A 15,106-nucleotide genomic window follows, 5' to 3' on the forward strand; every position below is an offset into this window, starting at 1 on the left:
GAATAATAAGAAAATCTGTTAAGTAACCTTTACACAATTACATTAGATAGAAAAAAGCTGGCATAGGCGCCAGCTTTAAAAAATAAACTATTTGATGTGGTCCCAAGAGATATTGGAGACAATTCGGCAATCGTCACACTTAAAATAGAAAATGTCGTGCAGCGGTTCGTCGAGTAACCACTCACCACCACATTTTGGACACTTGCGTCCTTTTTCCGCTTCAAGCGACTCACCACCAACTCGGTATTGATAGTAGTAAGTCGGGATCTTGGTGATGTATTCAATCCGACCACGTAAATCCCAACCACGACGGAACAGGACACTGTCCGCGTCGCAAATCTCGTGCAGCGCCGCATGTTCAGCACGGCAACCACCCGCCATTTGGATTTCATCGCACGCTTGCCATTCCGTTTGCCATTTCACTACCGCTTTATGGTCACCATTCAATGTCGCACCATTACGGTAAAGCGGAATAGGTAACAAGGTCTCGCCACTGCGCAGCGGAGAACAAGTATGTACGTATGTGGTGTACAGCACTTGCCAGCTTGGCGTTTCTTCCTCTGCCGCTTCTTCTGAGTTCAAATCACGACCCAACATGCGCATTTTCGGCGCAAGCAACGACGCTTCCGACAAACGATTCATGCACACTTTGACGAAATCAGAATGGTAGCGAGGGTGTAAACTGTCTTGCTCTGGGCAAACCACACGAACATAAAACTCACCGTCACCCATTACGATAGGGAACTCACGTCCAAGTACCTGGCCGTTGTAGCGCAACGCATCCATCAGACCATTGATCGCTTTATCAACGGCGCTTACGGTCGTGTTATCAAAACACTCAAACTGCAACTCAACAACGTACATGCTTAAACCGCTGCCTCTAGTTTGCTTAGGAACTCTGCTAGCGTCTCCGCCAGTATGTCGTGTTTGTCTGAGCCTAGGCGCTCAAGAATCACATTACCAGTTAGGTTACAGATAGAAATCACATCCAGCTCTGCGTCTGTAGCGGCGATAAATACCGTCGGTTTTAGCTTTAGACGACGCTGAGTGACTAGGTGACCAAGAATATTCTCTTGAAGACGGGTGAAATCATCGTCACTCCACACTTGCAGCAGCGTCAGTTCGTTACCTTGCCAAGTTGCGTCCATATCAGCACTGTACTGAGAACCGTAGAAGGTTTTGATGTCTTCATGCAGCGTCAGCTCAATTGCGTTCTCAACGTTAGTGAAATCCGCCATTTCTTCACGTGGGAATGCTTTCCACAATACGGCCCCGTCGCGTTTCTCTTCTACACATGGAGAAACAAGATCAGCAAGCTCTTCACTGCGTGGCAGTTCGTTATGCTCGTCTTGCCAAGCTTGTTGATAGCGCAGGCTAAAGTCCTGTAGAGCCTGAGTAACGGTTTGGGTCATGAAGGTCTCCTGGTTAGTTTTTATCAGGTCGCGGTGTCTGCCGGATGGCAATTAATCAGCGGATTCAGTAAAATTCTCGCCATTCTAATCGAAAATGACCACAAAGTATGAGCAAATATTCTGACGCTAAAGAGCTTGCTGGCCTAACTCTGGGTAAAAAGACCGAGTACGCAAATCAATACGACGCAAGCTTGCTGCAACCTGTACCTCGCAGCCTAAACCGTGATGACCTTGAACTTGGCGACAGCCTACCGTTTATGGGGCACGACATTTGGACGCTGTACGAGCTATCTTGGCTCAACAGTAAAGGCTTGCCTCAAGTTGCCGTTGGCGAAGTCTACATCCCTGCGACCAGCGCGAACTTAATTGAGTCAAAGTCGTTCAAGTTGTACTTAAACAGCTACAACCAAACGCGTTTCGCTACTTGGGAAGAAGTGACTGAGCGTTTGACGCAAGATTTATCAGCATGCGCTGGTGAGCAAGTACTTGTGGAAGTAAACCCAGTAACTCACTACACCAACCAGCCTATCGTGACAATGGAAGGCGAGTGCATCGACGGTCAAGATATCGAAATCACCAGCTACGATTTTGACGCCGCACTTCTTGAAGGCGCAGCAGGCGAAGAGCAAGTAGAAGAAACCCTTCACAGCCACCTACTGAAATCAAACTGCCTGATCACCAACCAACCTGACTGGGGCAGCGTAGAAATTCGTTACCAAGGCGCTAAGCTTGATCGTGAGAAATTACTTCGTTACCTCGTTTCATTCCGTGAGCACAACGAGTTCCACGAGCAATGTGTGGAGCGTATTTTCACTGACCTGATGAAGTACTGCCAGCCAACAAAACTAACGGTATTTGCACGTTACACACGTCGTGGTGGTTTGGATATCAACCCTTACCGCTCAACGGAACAAGACAAGCCCGCGCACAATAACCGCATGGCGCGTCAGTAATCTGAGTTGAGAATCAAAAGTGCTTGAGTTCCACACTCAAAAACTAATTGCTTAAATACTCAAAAACGCTCAGCTATCTGTTGGATTGCTGGGCGTTTTTCTCTACTATTGTTTATTCAAAAACACGTAAATTACGACACAGTTCGAGGGAACGAAAAGGATGTTTTGGGACAGTTCGCGTCTATTTAGGCTGATTGGCTTTCTTTGCTTATGGTTAGCACAGCCACTTCACGCGACCATTTTATCTTCCGCTTTGCTTAATGAAGCTCAGCAACTGGCTGAGATTGAACCATCGCAAGCCAAACAAGCCGCCAAAAACTACCTTTTACAACGTGAGTTGACTGACCGAAAAGAAAACGGTAGCCCTTCTGCCATGTCTCGTGAAGAGACCGATCGTAGTATTCGCACTCCCAGTAGCACGATTGAAGCTCATAAAATCATCGCGCAAGCTGAATATGCTATGGGTAACATTAAGGGAGCCATCGACAACCTAAACGAAGCTGAACGACTTGCCACCGAATATCAACTTCCTTACCTAAATCTAGATGTGCAACTGATGCGCAACCAAATGCTTTGGATGAATGATAAAAACTATGCGGTGGCGGAAGATAAACTCGATCAGGTCGAGCAGCAGATCGAACAAGCTAACCCAGTTTTGCAACGGACAGACAGTGTACGATACCGTTTAGTAATGCAGCGTGCATTGCTCGCCTCTCACAGCGGCAACTTTGTCGAAGCGGATCGTTGGTATGCGGAGGCCAAAAGCATGCTGGCTGATAACCGCTCTGACATCACATTAATTGACTACCACACTGCTGTCGGCGAGTTTTACCTCAACTACAAGAAATACAACTTAGCATTATCAGAGCTGCTTTTTGGTTACTGGCAATCGATTGAGAGCGATAACGGTGCTCGCCTTGCAAAAGTTAATCGGCTACTAGCACGCCTATTCCGTGAGAGACGAGTCTATGACAAAGCCATAGAGTACCTCTCGCAAGCTGCTGATTTTTATGATAGCTACCCGAACTCACCTATCTTAGCGGATGTTCTTGAGCAAATGGGGGATGTTTACTTCTATCAAGGCAAGTTCAATCTTGCCCTCGTTCATTACTTCAATGTTCTGGACCATGACAGCACAGCAAAAAATATTGAACGTATCATCAAGATCCGCCTCAGCCTCGCCGCTACTTACCTTCAACTGTACAACTACGCACTAGCAGAACAGTACCTCGATCGCTCTTTAGACTTACTCGAGTACGTAAAGATACCTTATTTGGAAGCAAAAGCGTCATTGCTTAAGTCCGGTCTAGCGTATCACCAAAATGACAGTAAGAGTGTGATCAACAATGCCCAGAAAGCGCTCGATCTCATTGAGAAAGCGCCGGACGATACTGGCTTCATCAAACAGCAATCATACCGATTATTGGGTCTAGGTTATGAGCAAGCTGGCGAATATCAGCTTTCTTTGCAAGCGTATAAAAAATACACCGGCTTAGTTCGCTTAGAGCAAAAGCAACTTAACCAGATCAGTGAGGATGCCTTCCGCCAGCAAAAAGAATTTGCCGAACAGAGTATCCACTATGTAGGCCAAGCGGATCGCTTGGCTCAAGTAGAAATGGAGCATCGCAAGTTTCAGAAAATATCGTTCGCGTTGTTTATCACTGTTTTGGTGATGTTTTTGTTTATCATGCGTCGTGGCGTAATCATGCAACGCCAATCGAATGAGATAGAAAAACTACGTAACGACCTATTTACCCACTCTCGATCACGCTTACGCAACTTGCGTATGCTCAACGTCAAATTATCGCGCTCACTGCAGAAATCCAGTGAAACGTTCGAGCAATGGCAAATGGGAGAGTTAATCCACGAACCTCTCAACGACCGCTTACGCTTTGTGATGATCGATTTACCATTCCTGCGCAGTATGTACGTTCAGCACGGCTACAAAGCAGGTTTGGAGCTAGAACGCGCATTCGGAGAGTTCTTAGCGGAACGCATTAACAAACCGACTCGTTTGTACCACTTCTCAGATGCAAACCTGCTATATATCGAGCCAAATGCTGATCGTGATGCTTCCGCAGAAGCTACTTTTGAGAAATTCCAAAGCTGGGTGGATGAGTTTGCCGAGCAGCACAATGTAAATCGAATTATCCGAATGGGCATTAGTGACTACCCATTCTTACCTCGGGCTTATACCGCAATCAACGATGAGGAATTGCTTGATTTGCTGCTATTGGCTACGCACATTGCCCGAGAGGTCAGCTTAAAAGACAAAGCAAGTCACTGGGTATTTTTGAAAGCCATTGATAATGCGCCAGCAGCGAGCTTTGCAACTGGCGACATACGTACCGCATGCCAACACGCCATAAACCAAGGGCTAATAAAGATCCACTCTTCGTACCAGAATGAGGACAACCTCAAAAAAATATTAAAAAGTGGGTAATTAAACAGCGGTTGAGCACGATACCTAATGACGCTATAAAGTTTTTTGTTATTATCAATTAATTGTCAGCAGTACATGGACTTAGCCACAGTTTTTTCATGGGAATCTTGGAATCCGATATTCAGTCGCAGCTTCATCAGCTGAGTTGTCAACTTGACCAACTCAGGCTGGCACATCGTGATACTTCGCTCAAATTTAAGCGAGAGCAGCAAGTTCTGAAGCGAGTTGTGGCATCATTGACCTCTGCATGCCAGGGCTCAAGCACGCAAGTCACAAACTACTTGCTTGAAATTCAGCGAGAATTAGAACATCAACAAGACATAACCTCACTGATCCCCCGCCTTGCAGTATTGGAACGAGTACTCAAACAACAGTCTATGGCGATGGAAAAACAAAACGGTTATCTTGATGAGCAGATAAAACACAGTGGTGAAACGCTCCAGCGAATCACAGGTTTGCCTGCGCAACTGAAACGTGAACTGCGGAATCTAATGAGCTTTTCAGAGGTTCATGCAGGCAAAAAAGTGGACCAAGCAGTAAAGCTTCTCAGCATTTACGAACGTGCGCTTAAAATAATCACCTCCAACTCACGCCTTAACTTAGGTGAACTTGAAAACTCACCTGACAAGTCACAACTAGAGTGTCTTGCCTCTGATCTGCAATACACAATTACAGAACTAGACTTTGAAGGCGAATCTGGAGAGCAACTACTCGATATTCGAGCCAAGCTTCTGCTGGGTGTTAACGCAGAGTCACTAATCGAACTCACGTTGAATACGCTAAAACTGGTTGTTGAAGCAACCAAATTTGAGCGTAAGTCTTCTGAGCAATTCCTCGATCAGTTGAATACTTCTCTCTCTTCCAACTTAAAGACTGCACATCAAAATGTCGATCAGCATCAAACCTATTTTGAGCACCGACAAGACTTAAACTCTGAGCTCTCTTCGTTGGTGGATCGCACCCAAACGACGCTCGTTCAAGCAGCGGAACTGGAAGCTCTCAAAGCTGATATGTCACCATTGCTAGCTCAAATCGCTTCATTAACTGAAAGGTTAAAAATGACAGAGGAGCGTGAGCAGGCTCTTCAAGAGCGCCTAAGCTACAGTAAAAATCAGCTTGAAGCCGTATTCGAGACTACCCAAGATTATCGTCGTCGATTGGAAGATCAAGCTCAGCGGATGCTGCTAGATCCACTGACTAAGGTGTACAACCGAGCGGCCTTCAATGATCGCTTGGAATTAGAATACCGTCGCTGGATTCGCTCTCAACAAAATTTGCGCGTCGTGCTGTTTGATGTCGATAACTTCAAAGCGGTTAATGATAGCTATGGTTACACAGCAGGTGACAAGGCATTGAAGATCCTTGCTCGCACGATGAGAAAACGCATCTCCGATACCGATACTGTCGGACGCTTTGGTGGAGAAGAATTTATCTTGTTGATCCCTGACCAAAGCGAAGAATACACGCTTGATTTACTCAAGCAGATCCAACGAGATGTGAGCCAACTGCCATTTAAGTTCCGAGAACAGAACATCATGATTACGCTGACCGCCGTCTCAACCAGCTTTAAAGAGTCAGATAGCCCTGAGTACGTTTTAGATCGATTAGGTAGTATGCTAAAAGAGACGAAACAAAGAGGTACCAACCAAGTAAGTTGGAACTAGCCGATTGCTCAAAAAAACACCAAACAGACTGCAATTGCAGTCTGTTTTACTATATAGCCTACAAAATTCAACGAGTTATCACGTTTCTTCATTACCAGTCTGCTAAGCTGTTTAAACAACAAAGTCTGCCAACCGCTGAGTAGAACGACACGTATAAGCTAAGTAGGTGAGTTGGTTTTTTCCCTCAAAGAAAGCAATAGCAAGGAGGCCTTATGATTACCCATATAAGCCCCGCAGGTAGCATGGATTTGCTATCACAACTCGAAGTTGAGCGTCTTAAGAAAACAGCATCAAGTGATCTTTATCAGCTCTATCGCAACTGTACGCTTGCGGTCCTCAACTCGGGAAGCCACACCGACAACTCAAAAGAGCTGTTAGATAAATACCTATCGTTTGATGTGAATGTAGTGCGTCGTGAACGAGGCATCAAGCTTGAGCTTGCTAACCCACCTGAGCACGCGTTCGTTGACGGTGAGATCATCAAAGGTATTCAAGAGCACTTGTTTTCTGTGTTGCGCGACATCGTATACGTGAACATGCACTTGGCGGACAACCAGCGCCTCAACCTGACTAATGCTACTCACATTACCAACCTCGTATTTGGCATCTTGCGTAATGCTGGCGCTCTAACCCCTGGTATCGAGCCAAACCTTGTTGTGTGTTGGGGTGGCCACTCAATCAATCCAACCGAGTACCAATACACTCGCGAAGTGGGTAACGAACTGGGTCTGCGTGAACTGAATATCTGTACGGGCTGCGGTCCTGGCGCGATGGAAGGTCCAATGAAAGGCGCCGCTATTGGTCATGCCAAGCAACGTTACACAGACCAACGCTATCTTGGTTTGACAGAGCCATCAATCATCGCAGCTGAGCCACCAAACCCAATCGTGAATGAACTGGTGATCATGCCAGATATCGAGAAACGTCTCGAAGCCTTTGTTCGCATGGCGCACGGCATCGTTATCTTCCCTGGAGGTCCGGGTACCGCCGAAGAGTTGCTGTACATCTTGGGTATTATGATGCACCCAGAAAATGCCGACCAACCAATGCCTATCGTACTTACAGGTCCGAAAGAGAGCGAAGCCTACTTCCGCTCAATCGATGCCTTTATTGCTGATACCCTTGGCGAAGAAGGTCAGAAACACTACCAAATCGTGATTGATGATCCTGCAGAAGTTGCCCGCATCATGAAACGCTCAATGGACGAAGTGCGTCAACACCGAAAAGAGAAAGGCGACGCGTACAGCTTTAACTGGTCGCTAAAAATTGAGCCAGAGTTCCAACTTCCGTTTGAACCAACTCATGATGCGATGGCAAGCCTAGATCTGCATTTGAACCAACAACCTCAAGTTCTGGCTGCAAGCCTGCGCCAAGCCTTCTCAGGTATTGTTGCTGGTAACGTTAAAGCGGAAGGGATTCGAGAAATCGAACGCAAAGGTCCGTTTACCATCAATGGCGATCCAGTCTTGATGAAAAAGCTCGACAAGCTGTTGAAAGACTTCGTAGAGCAGCACCGCATGAAACTACCAGGTGGTACAGCTTACGAGCCATGTTACCGTATTGCCCATCGAGAAAATGGTGGTCGATAGATAACTCAGCTTTGGTTACACTAGGGGCATTACGCCCCTTTTTTATTGCTAAGTCATTATGTCTATTCATCTTGTTATCATTGATGCCCTAAACCTGATCCGCCGTGTGCACTCTGCACAACCCGATCCAACTGACATAGCAAGAACCATCACCACCACAGGCAGAACGCTGACTCGCATCCTGTCTGAAGCGCAACCGACGCACATCATCGCGGTATTCGATCACCACGAGCAAGACCGAGGTTGGCGCGCGGAAATCCTTCCAAACTACAAACAAAACCGCAAACCTATGCCAGAGCCCCTGATGCAAGGTTTAGACGCAATTCAACAAGCGTGGTGGGAACAAGGTATTGATTCGTTATTATCTGAAGGTGATGAAGCGGATGACTTGGTTGCAACTCTGGCCACCAAAGTCGCCAGTCACGGAGAGAAGGTCACGATAGTCTCGACCGATAAAGGATACTGCCAGTTGCTGTCCCCGACTTTGCAAATCCGTGATTACTTCCAACACCGCTGGCTGGATGAGCCGTTTATCGAAAAAGAGTTTGGCGTAAAACCCTCTCAGCTTGCCGACTACTGGGGCTTAACGGGCATCAGTTCAAGCCAAGTGCCGGGCGTTCCCGGTGTAGGTCCAAAAGCAGCTAAGGAAATTCTCACTCAGTTTGAGGACATTGAAGCGGCATACGCAAGTGAAGAGCTGGTACCGAAATATCGTAAGAAGCTGGATGAGCACATTGAATCTGCACGTCTATGCAAACGAGTAGCGGCGTTGAAATGCGACATCGAGCTCGGCTTTAACCTGCAAGACATTCGCTTTACCGGACCAAATAAAGCCGAGTAAGTACATCTCTTTACGCAGTCAGTTTTGGGTTAGACAATACGTTTATAAAATTTGTTGTGTAACCCTTTACATTCACAGCAATGATATTTACCCCACTATTAACCTACAAGGTACTGATTAGTTTATAAGCTAATTCACAGTCTTAGTAAGTAATTTCATTATTTTCAGATCTCCCTATAACGGAGAAAAATAATGAAAAACATCATCTTAGTATCTTTAGTCACACTACTATCTTTTCCTAGTCTTGCTGAAACTTGTGGTCAACACCTTGATAAAGGCATGCCTTCAACCAACAGCGATCAGTTCCTTTGCCGAGATGGCTATGCAGTTGGGTACAACTACGACACCAAAAACGCAGACTGGGTTGCTTATCACATTACCGCAGAAAGCGTGAATATCACCAACAAGCGCAGTAACTCCTTCAAAGAAGACACTGAAATGCCGGATTACGCGCGCTCTACCCTAGCGGACTACAAAGGCTCAGGTTACGACAGAGGACACCTTGCTCCGTCAGCGACAATGGACTTCACCCGAGAGTCAATGAAACAGAGCTTTTTGATGAGCAACATGTCGCCTCAACTTCCGGGGTTTAACCGAGTTGGTTGGCGCGTTCTAGAAGAACATGTTCGTGATCTCGCCAATGAATACAACGAACTTTATGTGGTGACTGGACCGATTTACCAAGGCAACGAAGGAACAATCGGTAATGGCGTGATGATCCCGAGCGCGTTTTACAAAGTCATTCTTGATCCAAGCTTTGATGAAGCCATTGCTTTCATTGTCCCGCATCGTGATGTTTCAAGCTCAGAGTTAGCCAACTTTATTACCACCATTGACGAAGTTGAACGTCAAACTGGATTAGACTTTTTTGCTCAAACGCCAGATAGCATCGAAGACAACATGGAATCAGTAAAATGGGAAGAGATGTGGCCTACCAGCAACTAAGTGACGGTCACGGTTCTTAAACCGCAATAAAAAAGCGCCCTACTGTAGGCGCTTTTTTGATTCTGTTCTACCACATAAAAACTTTAGCTTAGTGTGGTGAGATATTAGACAGACACTGAATGTGAATCGTGATCTCTTCGCGATCATGGTACAAGTGCTTAGCTTGCAGCTTGAACTTCACCTTGTTCTCAATCAGGAACATTTTTAGGTTTTCAAGATCTTGCAGCACTTCATCGTAACGACCTTTCATTGGAAGCTTAAGGTTGAAAATCGCTTCTTTCGCCCAACCTTTTAGCAGCCACTGACCCATTAGATGAGCCACACGTGCTGGCTTCTCAACCATGTCACACACAATCCAAGTTACATTCTTGCGGTCTGGTTCGAACTTAAAGCCATCCACCATGTGGTGCTTAATTTGACCGGTTTCCATTAGACTATCCGCCATCATGCCGTTATCGACACAGTGAACGAACATCGAACGTTTCACCAATTGGTAAGTCCAACCTCCCGGACATGCACCTAGGTCAACACCCCACATGCCAGGAGCCAAACGCTCATCCCACTCCTCACGAGGAATAAAGACGTGGAATGCTTCTTCCAATTTCAGCGTAGAACGGCTTGGCGCGTCCGCAGGGAACTTAAGGCGAGGAATGCCCATAAAGAACTGCGAGTTGTTGCCCGGGTAAGAGTAACCCACGTAACAATGACCCGGCGCGACAAAACAAATGTGCAGCACAGGCTTCTTCGCGTTGTCTTTATTCCACATCAGACCTTTACCACGCATTGCTTGACGCATTGGTACTGTAAACTTACGGCAGAACTTCAATAGCTCTTTCGCTTCGTTAGTGTCTGGGGTTTCAATACGCAGATCGCCACAACGTGGGAATGCTTCGATTTCAGACAGTTCTGCCAAAATAGGGCTGATACGGTCATCGCTTGGTAGCGCTTCAAACTCAGCCGCAACAGCAAACATTTGGCGAGCGAAAATCAGAGCGCTAAAGTCTAAGCCTTTTGCTAGCTTGTCTGCGTCTCCATCTTGGTAACACTCGAAGACAACATAACCTGAGTTTTTCTTCACACGAGGGAAGCCGTACACTTCCAACTGTGTCGCTTTGTCCTGAATTTCACCAGCACACTCTTTCTCAAAGCCAGAACGGCAATAGAGCATTAGTTGTTTCACTTGGAGACCTCTTTGATATTAAACGCAGCAAAAAAGAACAGACACCAGCCGATCATGAACAACAATCCTCCCATCGGAGTGATTGGTCCAAACCATTTAATGCCCGTCAGCGCCAGCGCGTAAAGACTGCCGCTAAAACAAAAGATGCCGATGATAAAGCAAATCGCGGCAATGAAAAAATACTTTTGTGCTTTTTGTCCCAAATTGAGCAACAGCAAAATCGAACAAAATGCAATAGCCAAAGTATGGATGAACTGGTACAAAACGCCGGTTTCAAAGACGCCGAGTAAATAAGGCGATAACTTTGCCTTCAAACCATGCGCAGCAAATGCACCTAGCGCCACTGATGTTAAGCCAGAAATGCCAGTAAAGGAGAGTAACCACTTACTTTTCACCGTACACCTCTTTAACAAATCTCGCTAACTGATCTACCGTCAATGCAATATTACTGGCTTCTGTATAGCCTGAGCTCTTACGAGGCTTAAAGCTATGGTCACCATCTGGCAAAAAGCTCACTTTCACTTGCTCTGACAACGCAAAGCTATCGAACTCTTCGCGCTTACCGAAAGTATCGCGCTCGCCTTGTAGGATTAGAGTTGGCTTTTCAATGCTCGCGAGGTGTTCACCTTTGTATTTCTCTGGCTTACCAGGAGGATGAAAAGGAAAACCTAAACAGGCAATACCCGCCACCAGCTCATTATCTGCTAACAAGCTCGACATGCGTCCGCCCATCGACTTACCACCAATCACGATTGGCTGAAAAGTAAAGTGAGTGATCACTTCTTCATAGGCTTCAAGAAGCTTTGGTGCACGATCAGGCGGACGCTTCTTGCCGTCTTCAGCTCGCTTAACCATGTAAGGGAAATTAAAACGCACCACGCGTATGCCCTGCTCAACTAATCCCTTAGCGACGGCAGTCATAAAATCGTGTTCCATGCCAGCTCCTGCGCCGTGAGCAAAAATAAACAGTGGTCCGTTTTCAGGCCCCTCAGCTATCCAATGACTCATCCAATACTTCCTCTTGTTCTTTTCTCGCGGTTGCCAACATCCAGTCTCTAAACGTTGCGATACGTCCCATATCCGCTTGCTGTTCGTGGCACACCACGTAGAAGGCATTCTTCGACACCAATACTTCGTCAAATGGCGCAATTAAGCGTCCCGCTTCCATTTCAGGTTTGGCTAGTACGTTGTTTCCTAGAGCGACCCCTTGCCCGTGTGCAGCCGCTTGAAGCACCATGGTCGAGTGGCTGAAAATTGGACCATGATTCACATTGATGCCTTCGATATTTTGTTGGCGAGCAAACTGCTTCCAATCTTTACGAGAAGTATCATGTAACAAGGTATGTAATTTAAGGTCACTTAGAGATTCTAATGGTTTGTTACCTAAAAGTAATGAAGGTGAACAAAGTGGGATCAAAAACTCTTGGTAGAGTTTATCAGCACGTAAACCTGGCCAGTTCCCACGACCATAATAGATAGCAACGTCAACATCATCAGTCAGTGAACCTTCATCCATATCGACCGCTTTAATGCGTACATCAATGTCCGGTTCTTGGGCATTAAAATCCGCTAACCGAGGCACCAACCATTGGATAGCAAAACTTGGTGGTAAGCTGATGGTCAGTGCACCTTTTTCGCTACGTTCCAATACCTTATCTGTCGCTTCAGCAATCGAAGTGAAGATATCTTTAATGTCTAGGAAGTAGCTTTGCCCCTCTTCCGTGAGCAACAATGAGCGATTACGACGACGGAAAAGCTTTAAAGATAGGAATTCTTCAAGGGCTTTGATCTGGTGACTTACAGCCGCTTGTGTAACAAATAGCTCTTCAGCTGCACGGGTAAAACTAAGATGGCGAGCAGCCGCTTCAAAAACGCGAAGTGAATTCAACGGAGGCAATCTGCGAGACATTATGGGACCTCAAGTAGGATTAGTTTTTTTTATCTGAAACATTATAAAATGTCCGTTGTCGAACAGCCAGATAAATTCTATATTTCATCCCGCAACGCGAGCCTGAACGGCTTGATTCTTTTTAGAATCAATTGGCTTGCTGTTGCGATGTTGTGTTTGCAAACTCGTATTTCGAGTTAGGTAGATTTCTACCATGATGTTTTGTGTACAACTCCCTGTGACAAAACATATACTTCCTGTATTTATTTTGACCTGTCTGTCAAATTTCTTACACCGCCTTCTTAGGCGGTGTTTTTTTATCTAAATATCTCATCGCCATCTTCTTCAAAAACTGGCAGTAATATCACTCTTTCATCCTCACTTCGGATTAATTATCGTTATATCAGTACAAATTACGAAGCGTGCGATTAAGCTCAATATTATCACTTCATAAAGCCATTTTTTGCGCGTGCTAAAACGAAAAAAGCGCAAACTGATTTCTCAATTTGCGCTTTTGTGATTGTCTGCGTTACAACACGGTTATGGTCGGTAAACCTTCACATTGTTGAAGCCTTGCTCTTGCAAGTAAAGTGCTTGCAGGCGGCTCATCACACCACGGTCACAGTACAGTAGGTATGTCTTAGTTTGGTCTAAATCACCAAACTGCGTACCTAACTTGTAGAATGGGATGTGCTTAACATCAACGCCATCGATTTCTAATGGGTTGTCGTCTTCCTCTTCAGGGCTACGAATATCCAGTACGATTGCGTGCTCTTCTACTGCTTGTACTTGCTCAACTTCTGGAGCAGCTTGTTCTGACTCTTTCGCGATGTCACGGATGTCCATCATGCGAGCTTCTTGAACCACTTTCTCAAGAATGCTGAAATCAAATTTCTCTTCTTCAGCTTCTAGCTTGCCTTTCACCGCTTTCACTGTCGGCTTCTTAGAGATAACACCACAGTATTCTGGCATCGTCTTCGCGAAGTCTTCTGTGCCGATTTCACGCGCTAGGTTGATAATGTCTTCTTTATCCCAGTTGATAAGCGGACGAAGAATCAGTGTGTCTGTTACGTTATCGATGTGGCGTAGGTTCGTCAGTGTTTGGCTAGATACCTGACCTAGCGCTTCACCAGTTACCAATGCTTCGATCTTCATTCTTTGAGCGACCATACCCGCTGCGCGCATAAACATACGCTTCAGGATCACGCCCATTTGGCCATCGTCGACTTTCTCAAGGATTTCAGCAACTACAGGCTCGAAATCAACTGAGATGAAACGTACTTTCGCCGAAGAACCGTATTTGTTCCATAGGTAGTGTGAAACCTGCTTAACGCCGATTTCATGTGCTGGGCCGCCTAGGTTAAAGAAGCAGTAATGTACTTTTGAACCACGTTTAATGTGCAAGTAGCTAGAAACACCAGAATCGAAGCCACCAGAGATCAGGCTTAATACGTCTTCTTGCGTACCTAGTGGGAAACCACCTAGACCTTTATGGCGAGCCAGTACTTGATTTAGCTTGTCGTTGGTCACTTCAACGTTGATGGTTACGTCTGGCTTGCTTAGCTTAACTCGAGCGCTTTCTACCGCTTGGTTAAGACCGCCACCGACATAACGCTCTAGTTCAATAGAAGTAAAATCGTGCTTACCACGGCGCTTAGCGCGCACAACGAAAGTCTTGCCTTCGATCAGTGAACCGCTTAGCTCCAACACTTGCTCGTAGATATCGTGCAAGTCTTTGAATTCGGTTTGTTTTACTTCAAGAATGTGGTGAATACCTGGCGTGTGTGTCAGGATTTCTAAAACTTCAGCGTGAAACTCGTCACTCTCAGAGGTCACTTCAATGTGATCACGACGGTTGAATACCGCGACAGATTCCGTACGGCTCTTAACGATGTTACGAATGTTGCACTCTAAAATCTTTGTGAAGCGCTTACGCACAGATTCACTTTTTACAAAAATTTCTGGATGGGGCTTTACAATAAATTTCATAGTCTAATTCGCAGGTTAGTTTCGCAATCAACAATGAGTGACACTCACCATAACTGTACAACCATATAAAAGTACGTATGGAATTCTCTTATCGGTCAGTTTAAAGAGTATGAGCTCACTTTAAGGGCGCAAGATTATACACCCAAGCGGATTGGAAAAACAAAAAAAGCGAGCTATCAGCTCGCTTTTCTTCAATAGAGAG

13 protein-coding genes are annotated in these 15,106 nt (G+C 45.8%); 6 read left to right on the forward strand and 7 right to left on the reverse strand.

Annotated elements, in window-relative coordinates; translation table 11 throughout:
• Positions 1-87: 87 nt before the first annotated feature.
• Positions 88-864, reverse strand: coding sequence for a Zn-ribbon-containing protein (locus KIV41_RS06130; protein WP_005432677.1), 777 nt, complete (start codon positions 862-864; stop codon positions 88-90).
• Positions 865-866: 2 nt separating this feature from the next.
• Positions 867-1,412 (reverse strand): SecY-interacting protein, encoded by a 546-nt coding sequence (gene syd / locus KIV41_RS06135; RefSeq protein ID WP_285335911.1) that lies wholly within the window; start codon positions 1,410-1,412, stop codon positions 867-869.
• A 107-nt stretch (positions 1,413-1,519) separates the two neighbouring features.
• On the opposite strand from syd, the gene queF reads away from it, so the two are divergent.
• From queF to KIV41_RS06165, 6 genes are all read left to right on the forward strand, one after another.
• The gene (gene queF, locus KIV41_RS06140) at positions 1,520-2,365 is read left to right on the forward strand and encodes an NADPH-dependent 7-cyano-7-deazaguanine reductase QueF (RefSeq protein WP_071235986.1); all 846 of its coding nucleotides are present in this window, start codon (positions 1,520-1,522) and stop codon (positions 2,363-2,365) included.
• A 160-nt stretch (positions 2,366-2,525) separates the two neighbouring features.
• On the forward strand, positions 2,526-4,808 hold the full coding sequence (locus KIV41_RS06145) for a tetratricopeptide repeat protein (RefSeq protein ID WP_138956087.1): 2,283 nt from the start codon (positions 2,526-2,528) through the stop codon (positions 4,806-4,808).
• Between the two features lie 98 nt (positions 4,809-4,906).
• Entirely contained in the window at positions 4,907-6,472 is a 1,566-nt protein-coding gene (locus KIV41_RS06150; protein ID WP_285335912.1) for a GGDEF domain-containing protein, read from the forward strand.
• A 212-nt stretch (positions 6,473-6,684) separates the two neighbouring features.
• Complete coding sequence (gene ppnN / locus KIV41_RS06155) at positions 6,685-8,061, forward strand: nucleotide 5'-monophosphate nucleosidase PpnN (RefSeq protein ID WP_045387369.1); 1,377 nt, start codon at positions 6,685-6,687, stop codon at positions 8,059-8,061.
• Positions 8,062-8,119: 58 nt separating this feature from the next.
• Positions 8,120-8,902: a flap endonuclease Xni gene (xni, locus tag KIV41_RS06160; RefSeq protein WP_171357929.1), complete on the forward strand. Its 783-nt coding sequence runs from the start codon at positions 8,120-8,122 to the stop codon at positions 8,900-8,902.
• Between the two features lie 192 nt (positions 8,903-9,094).
• Positions 9,095-9,847: a DNA/RNA non-specific endonuclease gene (locus KIV41_RS06165; RefSeq protein WP_045387363.1), complete on the forward strand. Its 753-nt coding sequence runs from the start codon at positions 9,095-9,097 to the stop codon at positions 9,845-9,847.
• An 88-nt stretch (positions 9,848-9,935) separates the two neighbouring features.
• Here KIV41_RS06165 and rlmM read toward each other — a convergent pair whose 3' ends face one another.
• From rlmM to thiI, 5 genes are all read right to left on the reverse strand, one after another.
• Positions 9,936-11,027, reverse strand: coding sequence for a 23S rRNA (cytidine(2498)-2'-O)-methyltransferase RlmM (gene rlmM, locus KIV41_RS06170; protein ID WP_017188443.1), 1,092 nt, complete (start codon positions 11,025-11,027; stop codon positions 9,936-9,938).
• Positions 11,024-11,422 carry a DUF423 domain-containing protein gene (locus KIV41_RS06175; protein ID WP_045387362.1) on the reverse strand — a complete coding sequence of 133 codons (399 nt, stop codon included), beginning with the start codon at positions 11,420-11,422 and terminating at the stop codon, positions 11,024-11,026. Before KIV41_RS06175 ends, rlmM begins: the two co-directional genes overlap by 4 nt.
• Positions 11,412-12,035, reverse strand: a complete 624-nt coding sequence (locus KIV41_RS06180) for an alpha/beta family hydrolase (RefSeq protein ID WP_285335913.1) — start codon at positions 12,033-12,035, stop codon at positions 11,412-11,414. The genes KIV41_RS06175 and KIV41_RS06180 overlap by 11 nt, the downstream gene beginning before the upstream one ends.
• Positions 12,016-12,936 carry a transcriptional regulator GcvA gene (locus KIV41_RS06185; protein WP_010446367.1) on the reverse strand — a complete coding sequence of 307 codons (921 nt, stop codon included), beginning with the start codon at positions 12,934-12,936 and terminating at the stop codon, positions 12,016-12,018. Before KIV41_RS06185 ends, KIV41_RS06180 begins: the two co-directional genes overlap by 20 nt.
• Positions 12,937-13,455: 519 nt before the next feature.
• Complete coding sequence (gene thiI, locus KIV41_RS06190; RefSeq protein WP_045387359.1) at positions 13,456-14,904, reverse strand: tRNA uracil 4-sulfurtransferase ThiI; 1,449 nt, start codon at positions 14,902-14,904, stop codon at positions 13,456-13,458.
• Between the last annotated feature and the right edge of the window lie 202 nt (positions 14,905-15,106).

It is taken from the genome of Vibrio sp. D401a, from assembly GCF_030248515.1.
GTDB lineage: Bacteria > Pseudomonadota > Gammaproteobacteria > Enterobacterales > Vibrionaceae > Vibrio > Vibrio rotiferianus.

Bases quoted from the DNA above. Each gene is read 5' to 3' on its own strand.
- KIV41_RS06150 (WP_285335912.1), top strand. From the start codon at position 4,907: ATGGGAATCTTGGAATCCGATATTCAGTCGCAGCTTCATCAGCTGAGT.
- KIV41_RS06165 (WP_045387363.1), top strand. From the start codon at position 9,095: ATGAAAAACATCATCTTAGTATCTTTAGTCACACTACTATCTTTTCCT.
- syd (WP_285335911.1), bottom strand. From the start codon at position 1,412: ATGACCCAAACCGTTACTCAGGCTCTACAGGACTTTAGCCTGCGCTAT.
- KIV41_RS06185 (WP_010446367.1), bottom strand. From the start codon at position 12,936: ATGTCTCGCAGATTGCCTCCGTTGAATTCACTTCGCGTTTTTGAAGCG.
- KIV41_RS06130 (WP_005432677.1), bottom strand. From the start codon at position 864: ATGTACGTTGTTGAGTTGCAGTTTGAGTGTTTTGATAACACGACCGTA.
- queF (WP_071235986.1), top strand. From the start codon at position 1,520: ATGAGCAAATATTCTGACGCTAAAGAGCTTGCTGGCCTAACTCTGGGT.
- thiI (WP_045387359.1), bottom strand. From the start codon at position 14,904: ATGAAATTTATTGTAAAGCCCCATCCAGAAATTTTTGTAAAAAGTGAA.
- KIV41_RS06180 (WP_285335913.1), bottom strand. From the start codon at position 12,035: ATGAGTCATTGGATAGCTGAGGGGCCTGAAAACGGACCACTGTTTATT.
- KIV41_RS06145 (WP_138956087.1), top strand. From the start codon at position 2,526: ATGTTTTGGGACAGTTCGCGTCTATTTAGGCTGATTGGCTTTCTTTGC.
- xni (WP_171357929.1), top strand. From the start codon at position 8,120: ATGTCTATTCATCTTGTTATCATTGATGCCCTAAACCTGATCCGCCGT.
- ppnN (WP_045387369.1), top strand. From the start codon at position 6,685: ATGATTACCCATATAAGCCCCGCAGGTAGCATGGATTTGCTATCACAA.